Raw genomic sequence first — 24247 nt, 5'->3', positions numbered from 1 at the left:
CCTACAAATCCTTTGCTGCGGAAAGCATCAATACTGACTTGACGGCCCTTTCCTTGCCGTGGCTTCCGTCTTTCAACTTATCCGAAGGAGTATTTACCAGCTTCCCTTTTACAACCATGGCAGAAGAGCCTCCACCATCAAGGTTCATGGCATCTTTACACCCCAACTCTTTCATCAGTAATGCCAATTGCGCCAAAGTAACGCCTTCGCTTTTTCCTTGCTGTCTCCCATCCACCACCAACATCACAAGATGCCCATCAGCTGTATAACCAATGGCTGTTCTGGGCGCTACAGAATCCATAATATCTTCCGGAAACAGTTCATACGCCATCGTGACAGGCTCGGTATTTTTCAATAAAACAGGACCTGCCCCCATTGCCACATAAGGTTGCCATTTTTTCCCTTTGGAAGGAAATTTTGCATCAGGCTGTTCCAATGGCATTTTATCTAACTGATTAGGTGCAGGAGCTTCATAAGCGTATAAACCTTTAGCTGTATGGTACACCCAATGGATCGCCATATTGCCACGCTTGTCAATCCCAAATGCCGCACGGGTCGGAAAATATTGCCCTTTTGGTCTGGAAAGGCTTTGTGGATTTTCTGCCAATACCTGTCCCTTATCAATAATTAAACTTACCGATGCTGACTTACTGAAAAAGCCACCATTGATACAGGCATAAACCTCTTGCTGATGCAGTGATGAAAATTGGGAAGGTGTTTTAAAACCTGTTGTCTGGGCTGCTTCCAGCTTAAACTTGCCTTCTGAAAAATCAATTAGCAGACAATGAGCACTTAGGGGAATACTGTCATAGAGCATTCCTTCAGATTGGAGATAGGTTATTCCTTTGGGCAATTCAATCGTATCAGTGGCTTTCCAAGTAATGGCTTGCTGTCCTAATACATTGGTCATTACCATTACAGCAGCAATAGTCAGGAGGGTTATTTTTTTCATATGAAACCAATTGTTAGACAAAAAATTCAATACGAAAGTGACTGCTTATTGACGAAAATCCTTCACTGAAAAAGAGGATATCCACTGTGATTTTACCCTAAAGGGAAGAATTGGTAACAGGGCGGGAAATACTATCATGTTCTTCCAAGGTCAAATGCTACACCTTTGTCATGTAAGTTAATCGAAACACTCACTTAAACATCCAAGACAATGAGCACAGCACTAAAATTTGACGTTCCAACCAAAGCACAAGTATCAGAACAGAATCAGGCAATCTTTGACCAACTCGAAAAAGGAGTAGGATTTGTCCCAAATCTCTATGCAACATTTGCCTATTCTGATACAGCTTTAGGCAACTACCTTACTTTCCAGAATGCCAAGACTTCCCTACGAACCAAGGAAAAAGAGGTAGTCAACTTGGTAGTCAGTCAGGTAAATGAATGTCGCTACTGTCAATCAGCCCACACTGCCATTGGCAAGCTGAATGGCTTTACAGATGAGCAAATCATTGAACTGAGAAAAGGTTCGGCATCTTTTGACTCCAAACTGGATGCACTGGTAAAACTGGCAAAAGAGATTGCAGAAAAAAGAGGGAATGTAAACCCTGAAACGCTGGACAGGTTTTTCGAGGCAGGGTATAACAAAGGGAACCTGATTGATGTGATTGTTGCAGTAGGCGATAAGGTTATCAGCAACTATTTGCATAACCTGACACAGATTCCTATCGACTTCCCAGAAGCACAAGAGCTGTAATTCAAAAACTGATTTATAATGAAAAAGCCCGTAAAACATCGGGCTTTTTATTTTTATGCATTTAAAGCTTCCCAATCTTTCCTTACCAAACCATATACATTGGAATCGGTAAACTTTCCTTTCACCAGCATCACCCCTCTCAGTGTTCCTTCCAATTGAAAGCCATTTCTAAGTGCTACTTTCTGGGAACCAATATTCTCCGGATGGGTTTTGATTTCCAAACGGTTTAGTTCTGTACTGTTAAACAGGTAGTCCCTGAGTAAATTTACAGCTTCCGTTGCATAGCCTTTGCCATGTGCGCCTGTAATACTGTAACCAATTTCTTTTGCTGTCGAATAGGGTACAGTCAAGAAATGGCCGATCCTACCCACACGGTTTCCCTCCAGATCAGTAATGACAAAAAGCTCATTCTGTGGAGAAGCAAAGCCTGTATTATAAAAGTTCTCACGGATTGAATGTGGTGACTTTAGGTAAGTCCACATATACTCACCCCTGTAAGACAAATCATTCATCATCTCAATCAACCAATCCAAATCCTCTTCTTTTAAATGCCTGAGGATAATATTTTTTCCCTTAATCATATCTGACAAGCTTAAAAAGTAATCTAAAAATGGTAATCAGCTAAGCGCATTCCAATCCTCCCTAACCATACCATATACGTGCGTATCAATGTATTTGCCTTTTACTAACATGATACCTTTCAATGTCCCTTCATGCTGAAAGCCATTCTTTAATGCAGCACGCTGTGAGCCAATATTCTCTACATGGGCTTTGATCTCTACACGATTCAACTCTGTACTACTGAAGAGATAATCCCTCACCAGCTTTACAGCCTCTGTTGCATACCCTTTACCATGTTCGCCATAGATGCTGTATCCCAGTTCTTTTGATGTAGAATAGGGAACGGTAAGAAAATGGTTGATCGTACCAATACGATTACCTGATAAGTCTGTGATGATAAACAACTCATTCTGTGCGGAAGCAAAGCCTGTTTCCTTGAACCCTTTACGGATCTCATGTGGGGATTTTAACGTTGTACGCAAGTAATCTCCACGAAGTGACAAATCATTCAACACCTCAATCAACCAATCCAAGTCCTGCTCTTTCACATGCCTTAATATGATGTTTTCTCCTTTGATCATATCTGAAAAGATTAAAAAAGTAAATATTGGTTATATGAATAAAGCAAGATAGTAATTCTCCTATCAATCTTATTTTGCTCTAACGAATTATTCCTCTAATTTTCAGAAATAATGCTTTTTGAAAATAAAGCGACTTTTTTGAAATGAACCCAAGACAAACAAGCTATTTCCAAAGGATTACTGTGACCCTTTGCCTGCTTTTGATATTCACAGCAACAGGACAGTTAGCTGCCCAAAGTAAATTGGACAGCCTGAAAAACCTGTACCAAAAGGCTACCAATGACTCACTTCGTATTGAGTTGGCTATCAGTATATCCCGTCAACAACACTACTCAAAACATCAGCCCGACACCGAATACAATATTGCCAATGATGCCATCAACTTGGCTCTGGAACTGAACGATACACTGCTGCACGCCAAAGCCTTGGATAACTTGGGTTTGTTATACCGCTATCACCAGATGTACAAAAAGGCTATTGACCTTCACGCCAAAGCTTACCAACTGGTAGAAAATAAGCCTGTACCTCCACTTCAGAAAATGATTTTTGCCAATAATACGGGTGTTGCCAGCCGCTATGCCAATGAATACAACAAGGCTGTAAAATACCACCTTATTGCGCTGAAGGTTGCTGAACAAGAAAATGATCTCAAAAATATTGCTATTTCATGTAACGGAATTGGCAATACGCTACTCAATATCCCTGACCGAATTGACGAAGCACTTCCCTATTACCAGCGCGCACTGAAAGCTGAGCAAAAAAGAAACAATTCATTAGGCGTCGCCATGAATTACCTGACCATTGGGGATTATTACTCTCAAAAGAAAGACTATTGGAAAGCTCAGGAATACTTCCAAAAACTGCTGGTTATAAACCAGCAACGGAAGGATACTTTTGGTTTGGCTATAACGTATGAGTACTTCGGCCGTAACTATTATAATGAAGGCAAACAGCTGAACCTTGCCAGTGAAAACTACCTGAAGTCTTACAAGCTATTCACTCAACTGAAAAATAAGCACAAGCAAGCCGACCTCCTGAGAGCAATGGGAGATGTAAACCTTACCCTCAAGCGGTATAAGGAAGCCGATCAATATTACCTCAAAGCATTAAGCATTTTCAAGACCCTCAAGGACAAAGAAGCACTAGCAGTTACCTATCTAGGATTATCCAAAAGCAATGAAGCACGCAAACAGTATAAAAGTGCCATTGACTTTTTCAAAAGGTCAGAAGCTTATAAGGATAGTGTAGACCTCCTTGACCAAAAAGCAGAGATCGAAAGACTTCAGAACCTTTACCATCTCGAAAAGAAGAATGCACAGATTCAACTACTGGAAAAAGACAAGACACTACAGGAAATACAGCTAACGGCACAAAAGGCCAAACTTGAGAACCAACAGATTTTTGTGATCCTGCTAGGCATCGGATTATTTACTGTAATCGCTGTTGCATTGATGCAGTACCGCAATATACATATCAAGAAGACCACCAATGAACTGCTGAAAAAGCAGAACAAGGAAATCCTGAAACAACGGGATGAGATTACAGAACAGAAAGCAGAAATTGAATCGGCCAATGTACAGCTCGAAAAGGCATTTGAGCAGATATTAAATCAAAACAGACATATCAATGACAGCATTCAGTATGCAAAACGGATACAGTCTGCCATGCTTCCCACCCATGAACACCTGAAATCATTGCTACCTCAACACTTTATCTTCTTTAGGCCAAGGGATATTGTAAGTGGAGATTTCTATTGGGCTGAAAAAATCAAGGATGTGTTACTTGTTGCAGCTATTGACTGTACGGGCCATGGTGTACCTGCCGCCCTGATGTCCATGATGGCTAAAGCATACCTCGACCAATTGACACAAGGGGAACAAAAAACGGACCCTGCGACCCTACTTAAAAACCTGAATGACCATATATCCAAAGCCTTGCAACAACGACATTCACATAATATGGATGGAATGGATATGGCCATCTGTAAAATCGATCCTATCAACAAAACATTAACCTTTGCTGGAGCCAAAAATCCAATACTCTGTATAGACAGTGATGGTTCCTTATTTCTAAAAGGAAGCCCTTACCATATAGGTGGAAACTTTGAGCGAAATATCCATTTCCACAACCAAACCATCCCTCTCAAGAAAGGAATGCGATGTTACCTCTTCAGTGATGGTTTTCAGGACCAGTTTGGAGGCCCTAAACTGAAGAAGTTTACAAAAAGGCAACTGATCGATATTCTTTTCCAAATGAATGATATGGACTTTGAATTACAGCAGCGCACGCTTGGACAGGTTTTCGATACATGGAAAGGGGAAGAGGAACAAACGGATGATGTTTTGGTAATAGGCTTTGAGGTATAAAGTCTACTCAACTTTTACATTGAGTAAACCTTGTTATATGAGTTAAAAAATCAGGCTTAGTTTGAAAGTATCACTGAAGCTGAATTCGTTGTCAAAGGACAGCCCAGCATAGTATGATATTTCCTTATCCTCACTTTCCTTCCCGTTAACATGATCATTTATATAAGTCTGTGTATAAGCCAAAGTCAACACATTCATTTCCAATAACAATCGTCTAGCAACCAGACAATAAATGCCGGAGTATAATCTCAAATTGTACCTTCTATTATCACTTTCTGTCTTTGATTGAATACCACTAACCATTTTCCATTTTCCAAATCCTATATTAGGTTCAGCATATACTCCAATAAACTTATATAGAGGCTTATATTTTCTTAAAAAAAGGTTCATTTCAATCCCCTTATTAGTATAAAAATTAAATAACTCACTATTACCATCAAAATAGCTCGTTTCTGTTTTATTAGTTCTAACATCAAGACCGATAGCAGTATTCTTTCTAATTAAGTAACTATAAGAAAGATATACTTTTCTTGTTAGTTGCTCCTTGTTGTGTTGACTACTAAATCCATTATCAAAATAACCCTCTTGCTCTTTGGAATACTTTCCTCCTAATCCTATTACAGACTTACCTTTGTAAAAGTCATATTGTGCAATTGACACTCCATTTAAAAAAGCAAATAGAGACAAAAATATTATTAAACCTTTCATACTTTATTAGAATTAAAAATAACAATTCATTACAATAAGCTTATCAAATGAAATCCCACCCAAGCTATTAAAATCAAAATCATTTGTTACATTTTTATCGGATACAGTATTAATATCATCTACTCCATACTTTTCCACGTAACCTTCTTTCCTATCAATAATATTCACCTCCTCATTTTTATTCCTAAGCCATTCCACATTCATTAAATTAATTTCAACTGAGAAGTGTTCAGTTAAGAAATAATACAAGCCTAACCTCACTTCAACACTCAAATCCTCATTAACTATACTATTCTTCCACAATTCATTGGGATAGGCACCGTCTGTATATGGCATAGGATGCTCACTTTTATTAACATAAACACTTTCAACATACTCAAGAGTTGGCTGGACAATCACACCAATTTTATGCTTATAAACAGGAATAATTTTTTTCGCGAACACCTCAACTCCTTTTATTTTATTATTTGACAGGCTGCTATATGACTCTTCCGCAAACGATTCATTAGAAGGATAATACATTCGTTGTTTACTCACGCCTAAAATCACACCACCTCCAATTGCAAAATTATCTCTAATAAAATAAGCATAACTAGGCCTCAAGTTTATTTTATGATGTTTACTATAACCTTCCTCAACTTTTTCAGAATCTGAAAAACTCACACACACCCCTCCTCCAATAAAGGAAGACCCTTTTTTAGTTTTCACCTGCGCACTTATACTCTCACATAAAGCACAGCAAACCATAAATAAAAATAGGATTTTAATCTTCATAGAATTGATTTAATAAGTAAAAAATATAGTAGATGTTTTTGATTGATGATTCAATAAACACCTCAAAATCAAAATATAAAAACACAAACAGAGTTATTTACCAACAATTAACAAGGATATTTTAAATGCAAAATGTTATCACAAAATGACTTAAAAATATAATTTCAAACAAATAAAAAACTTTCATCACACATTTATATTTATCACAAAAAAACCACTCAGAAGCATCCCTCTGAGTGGTTTTTATTTTCAATAACACAAAACAAATCACATCGCTAACGCTTTGAGTTTTGCCGTTTTTGTATTGTCATTTGTATGACGGTCAATCAACTTATGAAGCGGATCAACACCAGCCTTAGTAGGTTTTTGATCTACAGTAATAGTCAGCTTGTTTTCCTTGTCAGTAAACTTGTGTTTCTCCAGGTAGATCAGCTTCTCATCTCCATTTTCATCTTCTGTGTAAATGCCTACATCAATCCAGTCTGCTACAGCAATTGCCTGTTCTACGCCAAGGCTATCTGCCCTGTATTTCTCCGTAGTCAGTGACAGCTCCACTTGGTAAGTACTGTCTGCCTGCTGTGTATAAGATACAGTATCAGCACGGTTTTCAAACAGCGTAATTGTCTCAAACATATCTGTAATGACGTATTGCATGCTGTCAGGCGTTACGGCACGGATATGCTTCAGCAGGTCTTGTGTGGCAGGATAGCGATCAGTACGATAAGCCCACTCCTGTTGGTAATTTCTCAACGCCTTGTTCAGACTGTCTTCTCCGATATAATCCTGCAAGGCAAAGAATACCACCGATCCTTTATTGTAGTGAATATACTGCTGACGTTCAACCTCAGCCAATGGACGTTCTCTCTTACTTTCCATCGCTCTACCTGTCAGGTACTTGTCCAGCTCATGCTTCAGGAATTTACGGATAGACTCTCTTGGATATTGATGCTTCATCACCATCAGCGCAGAGTACTGAGACATGGCTTCTGACAGCATTGAACTACCTTTTACCTGTGCCTCACATACCTGATGTCCCCACCACTGGTGCGCTACCTCATGGGCAGTCACATAAAATGCCACATCTACCTCTTCCTTGTCTTTTTCATCAATGTCCATAATAAAGCCGATGCTTTCCGAGAATGGAACCGTATTGGCAAATGACTGAGCAAATGACGCATAACGAGGAAACTCCATGATACGCAATTGCTTAAACTGGAATGGCGAGAAGTTGGCTGTATAATAATCCAAAGAAGCCTTCATACCTTTCATCATGCGATCAAGATTATACGCATGGTCCTTATGGTAGTATATCTCCAAATTGACCGGCTTGTTTATAGAATCGACTTCCGCAGGGACCCACTGGTCTTTCATCACCTCATAACGAGCAGATACCATACTGAAGAAGTTCACCATTGGTGCATCAGTCTTGTAATGGAAATAATGTCTGCCGTTTTCAGTCCACTTTTTCTGAAGGTAACCTGGAGCAATAGCAATCTGGTCTTCTGAAGTCCCCAATACGATCTCAAAGCTGATCATGTCTGCGTCATCACCAAAAAGGTTAATACTGCGATGCCACTCGTCATCCTGCTCCGCCATATCTTCCTGTTCCGCCAAGTCGTAATCCTTCCTGTCATCCTTTTTCTGCAACTCATACCCTTCGTTGTACCCAATAGTCGGGAACCAATGTGCATTATTGAAGAAAGTACCATTCTGAACAATTCTAGTACCCATACTTTCATTTCCAAACCCATCAGGCTCCAGCTTTAAAGCCCAATCAAGTCTTAATGTATCTCCTGGCTGCAATGGTTGCTCCAACGCATAGATATTGAAGGCATAGTCTTTTAATTCTTCCTTCAAGGTAGCTCCTTGCAGTTCCATTTGGGTATAATCCACATTATTAGAATTCTGCAATTGCAAGTGTACCTCACTGATCGGTTGGCTGTGCGTATTTCTCAACAGGTAGTACCCTGCCGTTTCCATACTTCTGGTTTCAGGGTAGATTTCCACCTTCAGGTTTACATCTACAATTTTTGGCTGAGGCACCTGCTTATATTTGGACAGTGTTTTCTCATAATTTGCCTGCAACTCCTTATCCTGATCAGAATGGGTATATTCATCTGCCACATTGTAATTGTAATACATCAGACAGCCAGATAGCGTAAACGATAATGCAGCAATGCTAAGAAAACTGATCATCCCTTTGCCTAGCCTGCCCTTTGCCTTTTGCAGACGCTGCTTAAACAAAGTGTCTGTACCTCTTGCATTCAACAGTACAGCTACCCCAAAAAGCAGCAGGGTAAAGGTTGTCCAATAAATCACATGGTAAGAGAACCTTGGCAGGTAATGCCCTACTCCATTCATGTCTGAATAATTGCCGCTGAATGTTCTACCAAACTGGAACATTGGGTGTTCCACTTCCAACAATCCACTTAGTGAGATAGTCAAGAAGTAGAAAAGCAGGACTGCTACCATTCCCATAAACTTATGGTTGATCACACTTTGGAAGAATATTCCAACCAAGGTATAGAACAGTACAAACGGCAATGTCTGCAATACCTGTAGCATATAAACAGAAAGCTCAAAGTTGAAATACCCCTTGATCGCTTGCGTCAGCATACCGCAAAGCACCAAACCAAACATCAGTACCACATTGGCAAGGATCAAGCCGATAGCCTTACTGACAAGTGGAACAGCATCCTGAACCGGATAGGCATCTATAATCTGGTCAGTTTTTACGCTTCGCTCCATCCAAACCATTTCAGCAGTATAAAAAGCAATGATAATCAAGAAGAAAAGTCCAAACCCTCCGAAGATTATCTCAGCTGTAGCATAAGTTACAGGTAAAGTCGTTGTTCCATAGCTGTTAAAGCTATTGTAAGCAATCAGTACCGCCATGATCATTCCGCAGATGGCTATTCCTAAAAACGGTACCTGCCTGAAGAGCAATCGGCTGTAAAAAATGGCATGTTTCCATACTTGAAGTATTGAAGTGCCCAATCCGGTATGCAACTGTACTTTTGGTACTACCACATTTGCGGCTTCCACTTTTGTCTCTTCAACCTCTTTTTTCTTTTTGCCTTTTTTACCCAATACCACATTAAAGCTGAAAGCCTTGTAAGTGGCAAACAAAATCAGCAAACTCATTCCCATCCATAGCAATCGGTTATACAACAGCCATCCGGAAAGGCTAATCTGAATTGAGTTTTTCTCAGCAGTAGTCATGTAGCGAGTTTGCAAGGCGTAAGCTTGCTCACCAAACGGATCCAGCATAGCTGCCAATTCACGACTTTCCATCTCACGAGCAAAGTGACTACCTACCAAGTATAATACAAGCAGTACAATGGCTTGCATATAAATCACCATCATATTTCGGCTCAAGGCTCCGCTTGCAAAAAACACCGCTGCCACAAACAGCATATTAGGTAACACCAAAACCACAAAAGGCTTCAGGTATGAGATCATGTCAAATGCCAACAGGTTATCCCCATCTCTCCACCAAGCAAACTCCCCTGCCATCATACCAAGCATCAGTCCTGAAAAGATTAATCCTGTTACCAGCAAAGAACCCAGAAAACGTCCAAAAAGGTAGTCTGCCTTACTAATTGGAGTTGTAAAAAACAGTGTATGTGTATGGTGCTCAAAGTCTCTTAAAACAGAAACTCCCATCACCGCAGAAGCCACCATCATAAAAATCACGCCCAATTCACTCAAAATATTGGAGATCACAAAAGGTGAGTTTTCCATCACCTGTGTTCCTGTCTTGACAGAATCAGTCGTTACCAAGGCAAAGGAAATACCCAATGCCAATACAAAATAGATATAGGTTGCAGGTCTGACTTTCCGGTAGGTCAGTTCAAACCTGAATATTTCAAGCCATTTCATGTAGCAATTGTTTTAGTTGAAAAAATGAATTACAAAGTCTCACTTGCTGCTTCCTGCTCAAGCTTTTGTTTCAATCCAAAAATCTGAGAGAAGTAAACATCCTCTAGTGTTGCTTCTACTGCCTCAAAACCTTCGCCCGGCAGACTATCTGCATACACATGGATTTCTGGCTTGCCTGCAATCATCCTGTCAGAGATCACATTGTAATTAGACTTGTATTCGTAGATTTCGGATTTCTCCACTCTCTTTCTCCAAACCTTTCCACTGATACTATCAATAGCTTCCAACGGGTTGCCTTTCAACAGCACTTCCCCTTTGTTGATGATCGCCATATCGGTGCAAAGCTCTTTTACATCATCCACAATGTGGGTAGAAAGAATCACAACCGTATTCTCACCAAGCTCACTCAGCAGGTTATGAAAACGGTTTCTTTCTGCCGGATCAAGACCCGCTGTTGGTTCATCCACAATGATTAGTTTCGGGTTTGCCAAAAGTGCCTGTGCGATACCAAAACGCTGCTTCATACCACCAGAATAACCACTCAAATGTTTCTTTCTTACATCATAAAGGTTGGTCTTATGTAAAAGAGCTGCTACTACTTCCTTTCTTTCACTCTTGTTGGTAATACCTTTCAACACTGCCAAATGATCCAGCAAATCAACGGCACTTACCTTAGGGTACACACCAAACTCCTGTGGCAGATAGCCAAGTATTTTACGTACCTCTTCTTTTTGCTGCAATACGTTGATCCCATCAAAAGTAATGCTGCCTTCATCTGCATCCTGTAAGGTAGCAATGGTTCTCATCAAGGAAGATTTGCCCGCTCCGTTAGGGCCCAACAAACCAAACATGCCTGTCTCAATCTCAAGCGACACGTTTTTGAGTGCCTGTACTCCATTGGAGTAAGTCTTAGAAAGGTTTTTAATAGAAAGTTTCATGAATATGTTATATGATAAGTTCAAGAAAAAATTATTCTCTAAGTGGAAAGTACGGAGTTGAGCTAAAAATAGTGACAGGGTGCACAATGTTTTACATGAGTGGTAATCAGTAGGTTTGAAGGATAAAAAATACCCTTCCAGTTTTTAAGCTAGAAGGGTATCCTTATTATATGGAAATGATTTTTTGTACGGCAGGAATATCAGCAGGTGCCCAAACCAAACTCTTCAGTGAAGTCACAGGCAACCAAATCAGCACCTGATGTTCCAATGGCTTCGGGACTCCTTCTGTAACCTTAGCCCAATAGGTTTTAAGGTTTACGATTACCTTTTCATATTCATAGATAGTATCTTCTACCTGATCGAAAACCTCAATGGAACAGCCCAACTCCTCCCTTATCTCACGTATCAGTGACTGCTCAGGTGATTCTCCTTTCTCTATCTTACCACCCGGAAACTCCCAAAGGTTAGGCAAAGACATTTTAGGTGAGCGCAAGGCACAAAGTATTTCTCCTTTTTCATTCCGAATTACGGCCCCTACTACCTGTACAGTTTTTTTCATGTCAAAAAATTATTGGTTCAACTCCTCAAAATGGATTGCCGTAAACTCCTCCAGTGAGCGTAGTTTCAGGTCTGCAATCACAAAACGGGGATCATCGTAATCTTCTGGAACCACCACCGCTTTCATTTTTGCTGCTTTTGCCGCCAGCAAACCATTAAATGAATCCTCAAAAACCAAACATTCATTGGGTCTTAAACCCAATTCTTCTGCTGCATGAATAAATACATCAGGGTGTGGTTTTGCCAACTTTTCCTGATCTCCTGAACGAAGTACTTCCAGCTCATTCTCAATACCTATTTTTGGAACAATCGCCTTGATCATGTTCATCGGGGAAGAAGATGCCAAGCCCAAACGTAACCCTTCCTGCTTGACAAAGTTGATCAGTTCATGAACACCCGGCATTACAGCAGCTTTTTCAAGAATCAGTCTTAAAGATTCCGTTACAATCTCTTCTGCCACTTCGCCGGTAGCCTTATGTGCCCATGGCTCTACCTGATACCAATACTCTACAATCTCCTCTGTACGGAGTCCCATTGTCAGTCGTGCTCTTTCAGGCGTCAACTCAATTCCAACACCTTTCATTACGTTGATCAATGCTTCTCTCCAGTATGGCTCCGAGTCAATCAGCAAACCATCCATGTCCAGAATTACTCCTTTTATCATATTATTTTTATGGTTTATTACGCTACAAATGTACTTACAGCTTGTACTTAAGTCAGAATGTATATGTATTTATTACGAAAATCCATTTCTTAATAAATGTAAATAACTCATTTTCAAACAAATAGAACTCTCATTTATTATCCTTTTTAGGTTATTGCCTACTCACATGTAAGTTTTAATAAATCCTGTTCATAACATTTTACATCTACCATTCGCTTTTTGTAAAACTTACATTCTCTCTCCTGTTGTGTATAAAATGTTATCAACATAACCAAATCCTTTCTGTAACTCAAATTGCACTTTTCACTTATAAAGTGTCTCTTTTATTGTATTAATCAACTGATCCAATCGTGTTAATATTAATCCCCTTGATTTACTTCTTACATGCTGTTTAGTAAGCTAAACTTTAGCCTTTTATTATTGATAGTTACTTTAACTTCACCACACAATCTTAGTAAATCAATACTGATGTGACGATAAAACACACCAAACAACCCACTTATCATCAATAACACTTTTGTTTTATGAATGCGCAGACGACAGAACTATTGACCATCAACTTTGAAAGGCTCGTAAATCAACTAAATTTTGACACTAACTTAGCTCAATACAAGGATAAGCTTGCCATTGAAAGTATTGTGGATAATTTCAGTATGCTTCCGGGGCAATCCTATTATATTATTGACCTTCACAAGGGGCAAATTCATGATTGCAGCAATGAACTGATTGAGTTTTTAGGCATTCCCCACCACTCATTGAGCATAGCACAACTGTTTAGTTTGATACACCATAAAGACCAGTCAAAACTGATTGACCAATTGAGTGAAATCATTCTTAGTAAATATCCTCATAAACCCCGAAAGGAGGCAGAACAGTGGGTGGTGTCACGCTCATTTGAGGTGTACCGCAAAAACAGGGGATATTGCAGGGTGATTGAAAGTATTACACCTCTTGCTTTTGACCGTCACAACTATCCTGTTTTTTGGCTCTGCACATGGTCATCAGACACCAGTAGGTACGAGCTATCAGTAGAAAAAAACTTGGAAGGCTCATTTACAGAAAGAGAAAAGGAAATCATATCGCTTTTGGCGGAAGGCAAAAACAGCAAGGATATCGCGGAAGAACTTGTTATCAGTAGCCATACGGTGGATACACATCGTCGGAAGATGCTCTCTAAACTAGGTTTGAACAATGTAACTCAATTGGTTGCTTTTGCTTTTAAGATCGGATTACTCACCTAATATTAGATACAACCCCAATAAAAAAGGCTGAAGGGAGTGCTCTCCTTTTCAGCCTTTTTCTATATGACCAACTATGGTTTAGACTCTTTCGATAATCATAGCTGAGGCGCCACCGCCACCATTACAGATTGCGGCCAAACCTTTAGTGCCTTTTTGCTGCTTGAGTACACCATTAAGGGTCACTACAATTCTGGCACCTGAAGCTCCTAGTGGGTGACCAATAGAAACAGCACCACCATGTACGTTTACCTTATCCAGATCGATTCCCATCTCTTTGGCAAAAGCCAACGTCACTACTGAGAAAGCTTCGTTTACCTCAAAGAAATCAATATCAGCCAAAGACAAGTTTGCCTTTTCCAATGCCTTGTTGGCAGCCAAAGGAGGAGCAATTGTAAACCATTCTGGCTCACGTGCTGCATCTGCAAACGATACGATTTTAGCTACTGGCTCCAATCCCAATTCTTCTACTGCTTCTTTACTTGCCAAGATCAATGCTGCTGCACCATCGTTAATGGTAGATGCATTGGCTGCTGTTACGGTACCATCCTTTGTGAAAACCGGTCTCAAGTTCGGAATCTTGTCGAATCTCACCTTCTTGAATTCCTCATCTTCCGTAACCATAATAGGATCGCCTTTACGCTGAGGTACTTCTACTGCTACGATCTCATCACTAAAAAGACCTGCTTCAGTACTATTGGCAGAACGCTCATATGATTTAATAGCAAACTCATCCTGCTCCTCCCTGGTGATATGGCATTTGGTTGCTGTAGCATCTGCACAAACACCCATCGCCTGACCATTGTATACGTCAGTCAGACCATCTTTTACCAAACCATCCAAAAATTCGCCATGACCGTAGCCTTGACCATACCTTGCTTTTGGCACATAGTACGGGATATTGGACATACTTTCCATACCACCTGCCACTACAATATTGTTATCTCCCAGCATAATGGACTGAGCAGCCAACATGATTGACTTCATTCCTGATGCACATACTTTATTCACCGCTGTACATGGCACATTCTGTCCAATACCTGCGAACAATGCTGCCTGACGAGCAGGAGCCTGACCCAGATTGGCAGAAACCACATTTCCCATAAACACCTCATCCACTTTGTCAGCCGAAACATTGGCTTTTTCCAAAGCACCTTTGATGGCTGTCGCTCCCAATTTGGTTGCAGGAACACTTGACAGTACACCACCAAAGCTTCCGATTGGTGTTCTCACCGCTGATACGATAAATACTTCTTTCATTGTGTCTGATTTTAGTATGTTGTTTAATCTTGGTTGTATTAGAGCTTCAATATACGGGTAAAATATTGCACTTGGCAAATTATTAAGGGTCTTCAAACCAATTTACCAATCATTATTTCAGCCTTGCTCCAGCATGGTAATACCTTCCTCTGGTTGGCAATCAACGTAGAGGTCTAACTGTTAAACTACCTCCCATCTGTTTAAGTTTTCATCATGATTATGGTCCAGGAATAAAAAGGGGGGTACTAAAGAATGTGTTTCCGTAAGGTGAGATAACATTGAAAAGGAGCCTTATCTTTTGAGCTAAAAGTAAAAAGGGCGGGAAGAATTCTCCACGCCCTTAAGATTACGGTTTTTAGCTAAACGTCATGTCATCGTTGGCTATGAAATCATGGTTTAACTATAAAGTCTGGGTTAATCTAGAATGAGTTAAATGACAACAGTACAAATGTATAGGCTCTCACTCCCTCATCCTATTTTACCCAGTAGACAAATAGTAGACAGGCTAGCAAAAAGTTGCATAAGCCATTAAGCAAAGGAGTTTGAGATATATGTTCTCAAGCTATACTCTTCACTTAACTGAAATTTTTTCTTGAGACGGTAAAGTGATTTCTTCACGCCATCATACGATATGTTACACATATGTGCAATCTCCTTATTTTCCAAGCCAATGCAGAGGTATGCACACAGTTTCAAGTCATTATTTGTCAAGGTGGGTTGCTCCTCCTTCAGCTTTTCAAAAAACTGGGGATGCACCTCTTCGAAATGGATCTTATAAGTATTCCAGTTCTCATCCATATCCAAAACGCCTGTTACTTCCTTTTTCAAAGCCTTTAAGTCTTTCAGTAGATTTTGATGGCTCTCATCTGGCTTTTCAAGCATATTGCTCAACCTATTTACAACCCCACTCAACAGTTGGTTTCTCTCAGAAGTATACATGGTAGCTGTAGCCAGTTTCCGGTTTTTAAGCTCCACTTCCTCCTTCAGCATTTGCTCCATCTGCTTGTATTGCTCACTCAAGCGCAGCACCGTTCTTATCCTTGCTTCCAGCTCAATGGTATCGAGTGGCTTTCGGATATAGTCTTCTGCCCCAGCTTCCAATGCAGTTGCCAAATTTTCAGAAGAAGTCATTTTGCCTGTAGCAATAATAACAGGGATGGAATGCGTACGGTTATCCTCCTTTAATACCTTCAGCAGTTCAATACCTGTCATTTTCGGCATCTCCCAATCCAATATTATCAAATCAGGGATATGTTCTGCTGCAACCTTAAATGCCTGTTCAGGATCTAGGGATGTCAGTAGCTCATAGGTATCTTTCTGTTTTGCCAAATACTCTGCAATGAGTCTGATGTTTGTTACTTCATCATCTACAATCAGCACTGTTTTTCGCATTATTTCTTTTGCTATTTTATTCAAAAATTCACATTCCCAACATACGAGAAACACTTACCATAGGTTCTATTCACTCTTCAAAAGTCGCTCATACTGCTCCTGATTACCCGTTAAACTCGCAGCCTCTACTGCTCCCATCCATGTTGTAATGTTTTCAGAAACCTTATTTTTATCCAACTGAGACAACACTGACAACACTTCCGAATATTGGTAGGCTGGTATATTTTCCAATTGTTCCTTAATAGGTTTAAGGAAGGCTATATGCTCAGCTCCAATAGCAGGCTTAACATTGACAGCTGAAGTATTTGAATAAATTACTTCTGTTGCAGCTAACGGCAAAGTAAGATATACTTCTGTTCCTTTCTCCTCTTCTGATACGATTCCTATCTCTCCACCATGGGCCTCTACCGTATACCTGCAATAACTTAAGCCCAAACCTGTAGAAGAGTTGATACGCTCCCCTCCTGACTGCTGATACAACTCAAACACCTGTTCCTGCACTTCCTTCGGAATACCGATACCTTCATCGATAAACCTGATTTTGACCCAATCCTTATCTACCTGATCGCATTTGATATGAATACTTCCCCCTAATGGAGAGAACTTGATGGCATTGGTCAATAGGTTGACAAATACCCTTTCGACCATATAAGCATCTACATTCACTGTCAATTCAATCTCAGGAAGATGGAAAAGAATAGACTTATCATCTTGGAGCAACTTTACCTGAGTCTTGGCCTCCTCCAGCAAGTGATAAAGGGAAACGGGCTTTGGCTGCAAATACATATTGGCTTCCTTAAACTTACGGACATCCAGTATATTCATCACCAGGTTAAACATACGCTTACCTTCCTGCTGTATGCGCTTCAGATCGGCATGGTCATTATTAGAAAGGTTAATCACAGTACTCAAAGGGTTTTTAAGGTCATGGACAATCATACTGGTCATGTTTTCCTTAAAATTCAAAAGCTCTTCCAACTGTTCGTGTTGTGTCTGTAGTTCTTCCTTTTGTGCTGCAATCAGTTCACTGGCTTTTTTCTTCTGTTGGTAGAACCTCCATACAATCAATAAACCAATGACCACAAGTACCAAAACACCCAATGAGACAGTCCTTAGTAGTTTCTCCTTTTCTACCTGCTGCTTAAGTATCAGCTGTTTTCGCTCATTTTCTTTTTCGATATTATTCTTTTCAATCTGGTACTCTGCCTGAATCTCAACTTTGAGCAAGTCTTTAGTTTCACTCAGCTTATCAAGACTGTCCTTGTTATGGATATATCGGTTAAAAAAACCTGCTGCCTTTTTATAGTTTTTCCCTTGCTTATAGTACAGTTTGGCTAGCTGCTTTTCTAATTCAACCAAATTACCTAACTCATTTTTCCCATCAGAAAGCTCTAAGACTTCTAGTCCCAAGGCAATAGCTTCATCCCACTTTTCTTCTTCACCCAACAAATGCACTTTCACCTTACGCATATTAACGCGGTTATTATGGCGACCCATACTATCTGCTAGCGTTACTGCCTTGTCGATGTAAACCATGGCACTATCGTGCTTATCTATTTCCTGATAATAAATAGCCAGATTTTTATACATCAATACAGAAGAAACCTTATACTCTGAGGCCTCCATCTGTTCTTTTGCCTCAAACAGATAAGTTTCAGCCAGATCATATTGCTTCATTCGTGTATATAAAGCACCTAAATTCCTCTTGATTAACGCAATCCAATATTCATCACCTCTTTCCTTTCCGAACAGTAATGCCTTCTTATAATTCTTCTCTGCCTGCTCATACTCATGCAAATCCTGATAAAGAATGGCTTTCTGATTCAGAAACCAGACATAATATCGCTGTTTAATAAGTGACGAATCTGACTCAAATATTTCTGTAGCCAAGATATAGTTCTGTAAAGCTTCCCTTCCCAAACCTAAGTCCTGCTTTACATTTGCGATATTCTTCAAAGAAAAAGCGATTCCTACCTTATCTCCCACTTTTTCAGAGTAGACTTTTGCCTGTTTGGAGTGTCGTATGGATTCAACAATATTCCCATCAGCATAATACACCTGACTCATATCCTGAAAGTTATAGGCCAGTCCCTGCTCAAACCCAATCTTTTCATAAAGCTTATTACTTTCCTGATAATATTGGATAGATTCCTCACGCTTGGCTTTTTTCCAATGACTGTGCCCCAAACCATTATAGCAAAGCCCCAAAGCCTCTATTCCCATTGAGTCCAATTCAGCATTTTGAAATTGGAGTGCTTCTTTGAAAATGATAATTGCGGAATCAAAACGGTGGGAGTATTCATAATACTGTCCTCTCAGTTGAAGCAACAAGACTTTTTCAGACACACTAAGGTGCTGACGCGCTTGCTGTATAGAATCCAGAAGAAACAAAGGTTTTCTTCCATGATTCCCTCTAAGAATATCTTTAACACGATTAATATCAGGATGTTCAGGAGTAAGCCGTTCGTTGCTTTGGGCTTGCCCGTTCTGTAAAAAAAAGCACAGCAGTAAAGTAGAGAGCAGCAGTTGTCTCATCAGTTCCGTTATTTTTGAGATGAAGGAAAGTCCAGTTGTAATCAGTGCACAGGAAAATAAGTCGCAATATAGAAATTCTAATTAAATGATTTTCATTAGAAAACTCCTATCATGACCTACTTTCATTACAACTTAACATTTCAAATCCAAACCCAAACAAATAGGGTGTTATCGTGGGGTGGAAAATTTTTTCAGGAGGGAATAAACAGATGGGCAGCACCAATGTAAATGCCTTGGTGCTGCCCATTCAGCTATTTTTTTTGAAGGTATTCTCGTCTTCTGTCCCTCGCTCGGGCATTTAAATAAGTTTAGGTCTAATTCGTTTTGGTCAGCTGCTCATACTTAGCCTGGTTACCTGTCAGGCTGGCCATCTCTACGGCCTCCATCCAGTCAATCATTTGTCCGGAAAGTTCCTCTTTCTTCAAGCGGTCAAGTACTTTCACGACTTCCGAGTACTGATAAGCCGAAAACTGGCTGAGTTCTGTCTTGACCGGCACCAACACCCCCTCTTCTTTTTCATCCTTTGCCAAGGCGCTCACCGGAACCACTGAGTTATTTTCTATTTGCTTTTCAGCTAACGGCAAGACGAAAAATACTTCTGTCCCTTTTCCTTCTTCCGACCTGATACCGATTTCACCGCCGTGGGCTTCCACGGTATATTTACAGTAACTTAAGCCCAATCCTGTCGAAGACTTGATTTTTTCGCCTCCAGCTTGCTGGTACAATTCAAAAACTATCTCCTGATCTTCTTTCGGGATGCCAATGCCTTCATCCTGCATGCTGATCTGTACCCATTTCTCATCGACCGGCTGGCAGGTAATGCGAATACTGCCGCCCAAAGGAGAAAACTTAATGGCATTTGTCAGCAGGTTCACCAATACCCTTTCCACCAGATAGGGGTCGATCTTCAGGGTGATATCCACCTCTGGCAGCTGCATCACAATCGACTTATCCTGCTGCATCGTGCTGACCTGAGCCTTGGCTTCTTCGAGCAATTCCGCCAGCGAAACTTCCTCTAGCTTCACGGAAACACTCGCTTCACGGTACCTGCCCACTTCCAGGATATTCATCACCAGGTTGAGCATCCGTTTCCCTTCCTGCTGAATTCGCTTGCTGTCCACCTGCCCTCCAGAGGAAAGATTAATCACGGTACTCAACGGGTTTTTCAGGTCATGCACAATCATGCTGGTCATGTTTTCCTTAAAATTGAGGAGTTCTTCCAGTTGCTCATGCTGCGCCTGCAGTGTTGCCTTTTGTGCCGCAATCAGCTCACTGGCTTTTTTCTTCTGCTGGTAAAATCGCCAGACAATCGCCAAGCCGACCACGACCAGTAAAAGTACCATTACAGCAATTGTCCGTAAAAGTTTCTCCTGCTCTATTTCCTGCTTAAGCAGCAACTGCTTCCGCTCATTTTCTTTCTCAATCTTGAGTTTCTCAGTCTGGAATTCTGTTTTAATTTCAGCCTTGATCAGGTCATTGGCTTCGTTAAGTTTGTCTAAGCTATCTCGGTTGAGCACATGCCCCTGATAATATGCTACCGATTCCTGAAAGTTTCCTAGCTGCCTATGCGCTTCCGCCATCAGTTTCTGGGTCTGTGCCACTAGTTTCAGCTGTTTCCGGGATTGTGTTTTTTGAAGCAGGATTCCCCCCAATTCAAGTGACTCCTTCCATTGCTGCTGATCAATGAGCAGTTTCAGCTTCAGTTCACGCACCTTGACCTGACTTTCTTCTCCTCCTTTGGTATCTGCCAGGTCAATGGCTTTTTCGATATAATACAAAGCGCTGTCTACCTCACCAGTCCGGTCATAATAATCCACCAGCAATTGATACAGCAGGACAGCAGGCTCTTTGTACTCCAGCCTTTCCAGTTTTTCTTTAGAAGTAAACAGGTATTTTTTGGCCAGTTCGAATTCATTCATCTTCGTGTAGACACCCCCAAGGTTCCGGTGAGTTAGGGCCGTAAGTCTCTGATCATTCCACTCTTTGGCGATCAACAGGATTTTATCGTATAGCTTAACGGCTTGCTCATACTCACCGAGGGTGATGAGTACATGGGCTTTTTTACTCAGAAAATAGGGGTAATTTTTTTCTTTTTTCAGGGATGAATCTGATTCAAAAAATTCAGTTGCCTTCACATAAGTTTCAAGTGCTTCCCTGCCCAAGCCCAGCTCCAACTTGATTAACCCTATGTTATGAAGATTTACCGGGATCCCCAGTTTCTGACCACTGCTCTCAGCATAAGCCATACTTTTCCGGAACTGCTTGATTGCCTCCACCAGGTCGCTTTTTCCCTCCTGGTAGACGAGTCCCAAATCCTGATGACTGAAAGAGAGTCCCTTATCAAAGCTGATCTTTTCGAAGTAGAAAATACTTTTTTTATAATTCCCGATGGATTGATCATAGTTCCCCATCTTCCAGTGACAGTGCCCAAGTGCATTGAAGCAGAAGCCCAAGGATTTGAATCCCAAAGACTCTAATCCCTTGTCTTGGTAAGTGATCGCTTGCTCAAAATGAATACTGGCAGAGTCAAACTTCAGTGCATTTTCATAAAAGCGGCCCCTATTCAGTAGCAGTAATACCTCCTCAGAAGCACTCAGGTTTTTTCTGGCTTGCTTCAAAGAGTCCAGAACAATCAGAGAATTTCGGTCTCCTTTTCTGCTCAACGCTTCCACCCGATCAATATCAGGGTGCTGATTTGTGAGCATTTCTTGCGTTTGAGCAGATAAATTACAGTAAGATATAAGTAGTAAAAAGACAGAGAGTACCAGTTGGATTCTCATTGTTCAGTTTTGGTTTGAGATGATTAAAGGCAAGTTGTCACCAACACAAAAATAAGTCGCAATATAGAAATTCTAATTAAATGATTTTCATTGGAGAATTCCTATAGTGACTTGCTTTCAGTACAACTTAACATTTCAAATTCAAATCCAAACATATGAACATACGGAATGTTATGAAGTGAAAAAAGGAGAAAAAACAATGGGCAATACCAGAGTAAAATACTTTATAAACCTTGGTGCTGCCCATTTAATTTATTGTTCGCGGGGAATTATCTTCTTCTGTATCTCGTTCGGGCACTTCTGCCCTTGCTTTTACTATTTGTTTCAATATCGAATAGAACCGCAACTTCGTGTTGCCTGTCATTAAATGTTGATAACTGTCCGAAGTTATGCAGGTAAGCATAAGATACCTTGAACAACCCCATCTCCAAACCAGACGAGAACATCGCTTTTCCAGTAGAACGATAACCTGTCGACAACCACAGCTTCTCCCTTAGAATTGCCTGAAGATGAATATCCGTTACTGTTTTCTCTACATTATGGAAAGTTGCTGCCACGATGGGAGCCAATGTAACTTGCTCATTCAGTTCCCACTCATATCGGGCAAAAATATCCGCAATACTGAAATAGTTGTCCGAGATACGCATCAGTTCTGAGGAAGATATCCCAACAGTCAACTGCTTCCAGTTGAGAACTGTACCAAAGCCAATAGTTGGAGAAGGTTTCAGCAATCCCGTTCCATATTCCAGATAGGGATCCGTCAGATCAACGCCTTGCAGCTGGCTGCTTTCAAAGCGCCAATCATCATTGGAAACCCCTGCCGACAGACCAAAAGACATGCTTGCCTCACGGGTCACTTCCAAGGTATAGGCAAAAGAAAGACTTGCCTTTGTTGAATTCAAAAAGCCCTGCTGGGTATACAGCAGATTGCCTCCAACAGCGATTTGTCCCAAACCGGCATTCAGGCTTAAGCCCATTCGCTGGGAAGGCAATCCTTCCGGCGACATCTGCTGCAAGTGGGCATGTACCATTGCCTGTAGATGACCTGAACCGGGCGTGGCTGCCGGATTTATCTTATAGAAATTTTGGGTGTAGAAATAGGTATCATTCAATGACTGTGCCTGCGCCATCGTTCCTGTCAGCAGGATGATCAACAGTAGAATCAATCGGTTTTTCATAACGGGTTACTGTACAATGTAAAAGGTTCCTTTATACTCTTTTGCCGGACTACTGAAACGGTATAAATAAGCCCCCGCTGGCAGTGCGTGACCATTGTAGGTTCCGTCCCAATCACTTTGGTAGTTTACAGCACGATACACTTCCAATCCTGAAGCATTGTACACGACAAGCGTAAAGTCCGTAAACACGGAAAGGTTGTCAGCGATGATCTGCAACTGATCATTCTTACCATCCCCATTCGGGGTAATGATGGAGGTAAAGGATAAACTGGAAGGCAGTTCACTATCTGGATCAGGGTCAGGATCGGGATCAGGATTTTGTGAACCTGTAGAATCCGCAGCGATTACTGAGATATCAAACATCGTTTCCAGCATACCTCCAAAACCATCATCCACGCCTACCAGCAACTGATAAGATGCTTTTTCTGACCGGTTAAACTCAGTAGCCGCTTTGAGGATATCACCTTCCAGCATAAAGCTATCATTGTCTTCCTCTCCTTCTGGCAAATAATAGGTATGTCCTTCTGTCTGATCATCCGCTACAGTAAACTGTCCGATGACAGTACCAATCCCACTTCCATCCTGAATCGTATTGCTGCTCAATGCAAGTGCTTCAGGCTGTCTATTGATTTGATCTGCTGTCAAGATGATTGGCTTATCTACTGTTCCCAACCTCTCTGAATCCTTGAAAGAAATGGCAACAGAGGTCGCTACTACCTTATCCTGCGAAGCATCATAATACTGAAAGGTGAGTCCTTCTTCTGTATAGCTGTTGGAATAGACCACCAAGAAAATGAGGTTACTTCCCCATTTATCTTTGGACTTTGAAACATTAGCTACACCTCGGCACTGCTCACCACTGAATACTGCCACCTTATCCTGCAAGTCAGCTGAAATTCCTTCATCTGTCAGTAGCAGGGCAGTAATGGTCATGCTGTATTCAAAATCGGCAGCGTTAACTGCCCAACTGCTTGTCTGTGCTTCGGCATTGATCCAACTGAGGGAAAACCACAGCGTGCATATCAGATTTTTAATCGGTTTTGTCATTACTTAACGCTATATCAAAATGAGTTATGGATTATGTTCTACTAGTTCAAGCATTAGCGAAGCGGTGCTTGGACTATTTT

18 protein-coding genes are annotated in these 24247 nt (G+C 40.8%); 3 read left to right on the top strand and 15 right to left on the bottom strand.

Annotation, left to right across the window (positions count from 1 at the left end):
• Position 1: 1 nt before the first annotated feature.
• Positions 2 to 952 (bottom strand): phosphodiester glycosidase family protein, encoded by a 951-nt coding sequence (locus V6R21_RS08540; protein ID WP_334242716.1) that lies wholly within the window; start codon positions 950 to 952, stop codon positions 2 to 4.
• A gap of 210 nt (positions 953 to 1162) precedes the next feature.
• Between V6R21_RS08540 and V6R21_RS08535 the strand changes: the two genes are divergently transcribed.
• Positions 1163 to 1705 (top strand): carboxymuconolactone decarboxylase family protein, encoded by a 543-nt coding sequence (locus tag V6R21_RS08535; protein WP_334242714.1) that lies wholly within the window; start codon positions 1163 to 1165, stop codon positions 1703 to 1705.
• A 53-nt stretch (positions 1706 to 1758) separates the two neighbouring features.
• Here the strand turns inward: V6R21_RS08535 and V6R21_RS08530 are convergent, their stop codons facing one another.
• Together V6R21_RS08530 and V6R21_RS08525 are read right to left on the bottom strand one after the other, a co-directional pair.
• Positions 1759 to 2286 (bottom strand): GNAT family N-acetyltransferase, encoded by a 528-nt coding sequence (locus tag V6R21_RS08530; RefSeq protein ID WP_334242712.1) that lies wholly within the window; start codon positions 2284 to 2286, stop codon positions 1759 to 1761.
• Between the two features lie 36 nt (positions 2287 to 2322).
• Positions 2323 to 2847: a GNAT family N-acetyltransferase gene (locus V6R21_RS08525; RefSeq protein ID WP_334242710.1), complete on the bottom strand. Its 525-nt coding sequence runs from the start codon at positions 2845 to 2847 to the stop codon at positions 2323 to 2325.
• Positions 2848 to 2990: 143 nt separating this feature from the next.
• Between V6R21_RS08525 and V6R21_RS08520 the strand changes: the two genes are divergently transcribed.
• The gene (locus tag V6R21_RS08520; protein WP_334242709.1) at positions 2991 to 5213 is read left to right on the top strand and encodes a tetratricopeptide repeat protein; all 2223 of its coding nucleotides are present in this window, start codon (positions 2991 to 2993) and stop codon (positions 5211 to 5213) included.
• Positions 5214 to 5255: 42 nt separating this feature from the next.
• Here V6R21_RS08520 and V6R21_RS08515 read toward each other — a convergent pair whose 3' ends face one another.
• The 6 genes from V6R21_RS08515 to hxpB all read right to left on the bottom strand — a co-directional run bounded on the left by V6R21_RS08515 (position 5256) and on the right by hxpB (position 12737).
• Positions 5256 to 5921 (bottom strand): hypothetical protein, encoded by a 666-nt coding sequence (locus tag V6R21_RS08515; RefSeq protein WP_334242706.1) that lies wholly within the window; start codon positions 5919 to 5921, stop codon positions 5256 to 5258.
• Positions 5922 to 5933: 12 nt separating this feature from the next.
• Positions 5934 to 6695 carry a hypothetical protein gene (locus tag V6R21_RS08510; RefSeq protein WP_334242704.1) on the bottom strand — a complete coding sequence of 254 codons (762 nt, stop codon included), beginning with the start codon at positions 6693 to 6695 and terminating at the stop codon, positions 5934 to 5936.
• A gap of 267 nt (positions 6696 to 6962) precedes the next feature.
• On the bottom strand, positions 6963 to 10577 hold the full coding sequence (locus V6R21_RS08505; RefSeq protein ID WP_334242702.1) for an ABC transporter permease/M1 family aminopeptidase: 3615 nt from the start codon (positions 10575 to 10577) through the stop codon (positions 6963 to 6965).
• Between the two features lie 29 nt (positions 10578 to 10606).
• Positions 10607 to 11515: an ABC transporter ATP-binding protein gene (locus V6R21_RS08500; RefSeq protein ID WP_334242700.1), complete on the bottom strand. Its 909-nt coding sequence runs from the start codon at positions 11513 to 11515 to the stop codon at positions 10607 to 10609.
• Between the two features lie 166 nt (positions 11516 to 11681).
• Positions 11682 to 12074 (bottom strand): (deoxy)nucleoside triphosphate pyrophosphohydrolase, encoded by a 393-nt coding sequence (locus tag V6R21_RS08495; protein WP_334242698.1) that lies wholly within the window; start codon positions 12072 to 12074, stop codon positions 11682 to 11684.
• A 9-nt stretch (positions 12075 to 12083) separates the two neighbouring features.
• Positions 12084 to 12737, bottom strand: a complete 654-nt coding sequence (hxpB, locus tag V6R21_RS08490; protein WP_334242695.1) for a hexitol phosphatase HxpB — start codon at positions 12735 to 12737, stop codon at positions 12084 to 12086.
• Between the two features lie 524 nt (positions 12738 to 13261).
• On the opposite strand from hxpB, the gene V6R21_RS08485 reads away from it, so the two are divergent.
• Positions 13262 to 13978 carry a LuxR C-terminal-related transcriptional regulator gene (locus V6R21_RS08485; protein WP_334242693.1) on the top strand — a complete coding sequence of 239 codons (717 nt, stop codon included), beginning with the start codon at positions 13262 to 13264 and terminating at the stop codon, positions 13976 to 13978.
• Positions 13979 to 14056: 78 nt separating this feature from the next.
• Here the strand turns inward: V6R21_RS08485 and V6R21_RS08480 are convergent, their stop codons facing one another.
• The 6 genes from V6R21_RS08480 to V6R21_RS08455 form a co-directional block, all read right to left on the bottom strand.
• Complete coding sequence (locus V6R21_RS08480; protein ID WP_334242692.1) at positions 14057 to 15235, bottom strand: acetyl-CoA C-acyltransferase; 1179 nt, start codon at positions 15233 to 15235, stop codon at positions 14057 to 14059.
• 528 nt (positions 15236 to 15763) lie between these two features.
• The gene (locus V6R21_RS08475) at positions 15764 to 16627 is read right to left on the bottom strand and encodes a response regulator (RefSeq protein WP_334242691.1); all 864 of its coding nucleotides are present in this window, start codon (positions 16625 to 16627) and stop codon (positions 15764 to 15766) included.
• Between the two features lie 66 nt (positions 16628 to 16693).
• The gene (locus V6R21_RS08470) at positions 16694 to 19162 is read right to left on the bottom strand and encodes an ATP-binding protein (RefSeq protein ID WP_334242689.1); all 2469 of its coding nucleotides are present in this window, start codon (positions 19160 to 19162) and stop codon (positions 16694 to 16696) included.
• Positions 19163 to 19476: 314 nt separating this feature from the next.
• Positions 19477 to 21942 (bottom strand): ATP-binding protein, encoded by a 2466-nt coding sequence (locus V6R21_RS08465; RefSeq protein ID WP_334242687.1) that lies wholly within the window; start codon positions 21940 to 21942, stop codon positions 19477 to 19479.
• A gap of 269 nt (positions 21943 to 22211) precedes the next feature.
• Entirely contained in the window at positions 22212 to 23120 is a 909-nt protein-coding gene (locus V6R21_RS08460; protein WP_334242684.1) for a PorP/SprF family type IX secretion system membrane protein, read from the bottom strand.
• Positions 23121 to 23126: 6 nt separating this feature from the next.
• Positions 23127 to 24167: a gliding motility-associated C-terminal domain-containing protein gene (locus V6R21_RS08455; RefSeq protein ID WP_334242682.1), complete on the bottom strand. Its 1041-nt coding sequence runs from the start codon at positions 24165 to 24167 to the stop codon at positions 23127 to 23129.
• Positions 24168 to 24247 lie beyond the last annotated feature (80 nt).

This window comes from Limibacter armeniacum, assembly GCF_036880985.1.
In the GTDB taxonomy this organism is placed as follows: Bacteria; Bacteroidota; Bacteroidia; order Cytophagales; family Flammeovirgaceae; genus Limibacter; species Limibacter armeniacum.
Note: the sequence above shows the minus strand (reverse complement) of the source record. Positions and strands in the feature narration are given on the sequence as shown.

Coding starts and splice junctions, on each gene's coding strand:
- V6R21_RS08540 (WP_334242716.1), bottom strand. CDS start 952: ATGAAAAAAATAACCCTCCTGACTATTGCTGCTGTAATGGTAATGACC.
- V6R21_RS08535 (WP_334242714.1), top strand. CDS start 1,163: ATGAGCACAGCACTAAAATTTGACGTTCCAACCAAAGCACAAGTATCA.
- V6R21_RS08530 (WP_334242712.1), bottom strand. CDS start 2,286: ATGATTAAGGGAAAAAATATTATCCTCAGGCATTTAAAAGAAGAGGAT.
- V6R21_RS08525 (WP_334242710.1), bottom strand. CDS start 2,847: ATGATCAAAGGAGAAAACATCATATTAAGGCATGTGAAAGAGCAGGAC.
- V6R21_RS08520 (WP_334242709.1), top strand. CDS start 2,991: ATGAACCCAAGACAAACAAGCTATTTCCAAAGGATTACTGTGACCCTT.
- V6R21_RS08515 (WP_334242706.1), bottom strand. CDS start 5,921: ATGAAAGGTTTAATAATATTTTTGTCTCTATTTGCTTTTTTAAATGGA.
- V6R21_RS08510 (WP_334242704.1), bottom strand. CDS start 6,695: ATGAAGATTAAAATCCTATTTTTATTTATGGTTTGCTGTGCTTTATGT.
- V6R21_RS08505 (WP_334242702.1), bottom strand. CDS start 10,577: ATGAAATGGCTTGAAATATTCAGGTTTGAACTGACCTACCGGAAAGTC.
- V6R21_RS08500 (WP_334242700.1), bottom strand. CDS start 11,515: ATGAAACTTTCTATTAAAAACCTTTCTAAGACTTACTCCAATGGAGTA.
- V6R21_RS08495 (WP_334242698.1), bottom strand. CDS start 12,074: ATGAAAAAAACTGTACAGGTAGTAGGGGCCGTAATTCGGAATGAAAAA.
- hxpB (WP_334242695.1), bottom strand. CDS start 12,737: ATGATAAAAGGAGTAATTCTGGACATGGATGGTTTGCTGATTGACTCG.
- V6R21_RS08485 (WP_334242693.1), top strand. CDS start 13,262: ATGAATGCGCAGACGACAGAACTATTGACCATCAACTTTGAAAGGCTC.
- V6R21_RS08480 (WP_334242692.1), bottom strand. CDS start 15,235: ATGAAAGAAGTATTTATCGTATCAGCGGTGAGAACACCAATCGGAAGC.
- V6R21_RS08475 (WP_334242691.1), bottom strand. CDS start 16,627: ATGCGAAAAACAGTGCTGATTGTAGATGATGAAGTAACAAACATCAGA.
- V6R21_RS08470 (WP_334242689.1), bottom strand. CDS start 19,162: ATGAGACAACTGCTGCTCTCTACTTTACTGCTGTGCTTTTTTTTACAG.
- V6R21_RS08465 (WP_334242687.1), bottom strand. CDS start 21,942: ATGAGAATCCAACTGGTACTCTCTGTCTTTTTACTACTTATATCTTAC.
- V6R21_RS08460 (WP_334242684.1), bottom strand. CDS start 23,120: ATGAAAAACCGATTGATTCTACTGTTGATCATCCTGCTGACAGGAACG.
- V6R21_RS08455 (WP_334242682.1), bottom strand. CDS start 24,167: ATGACAAAACCGATTAAAAATCTGATATGCACGCTGTGGTTTTCCCTC.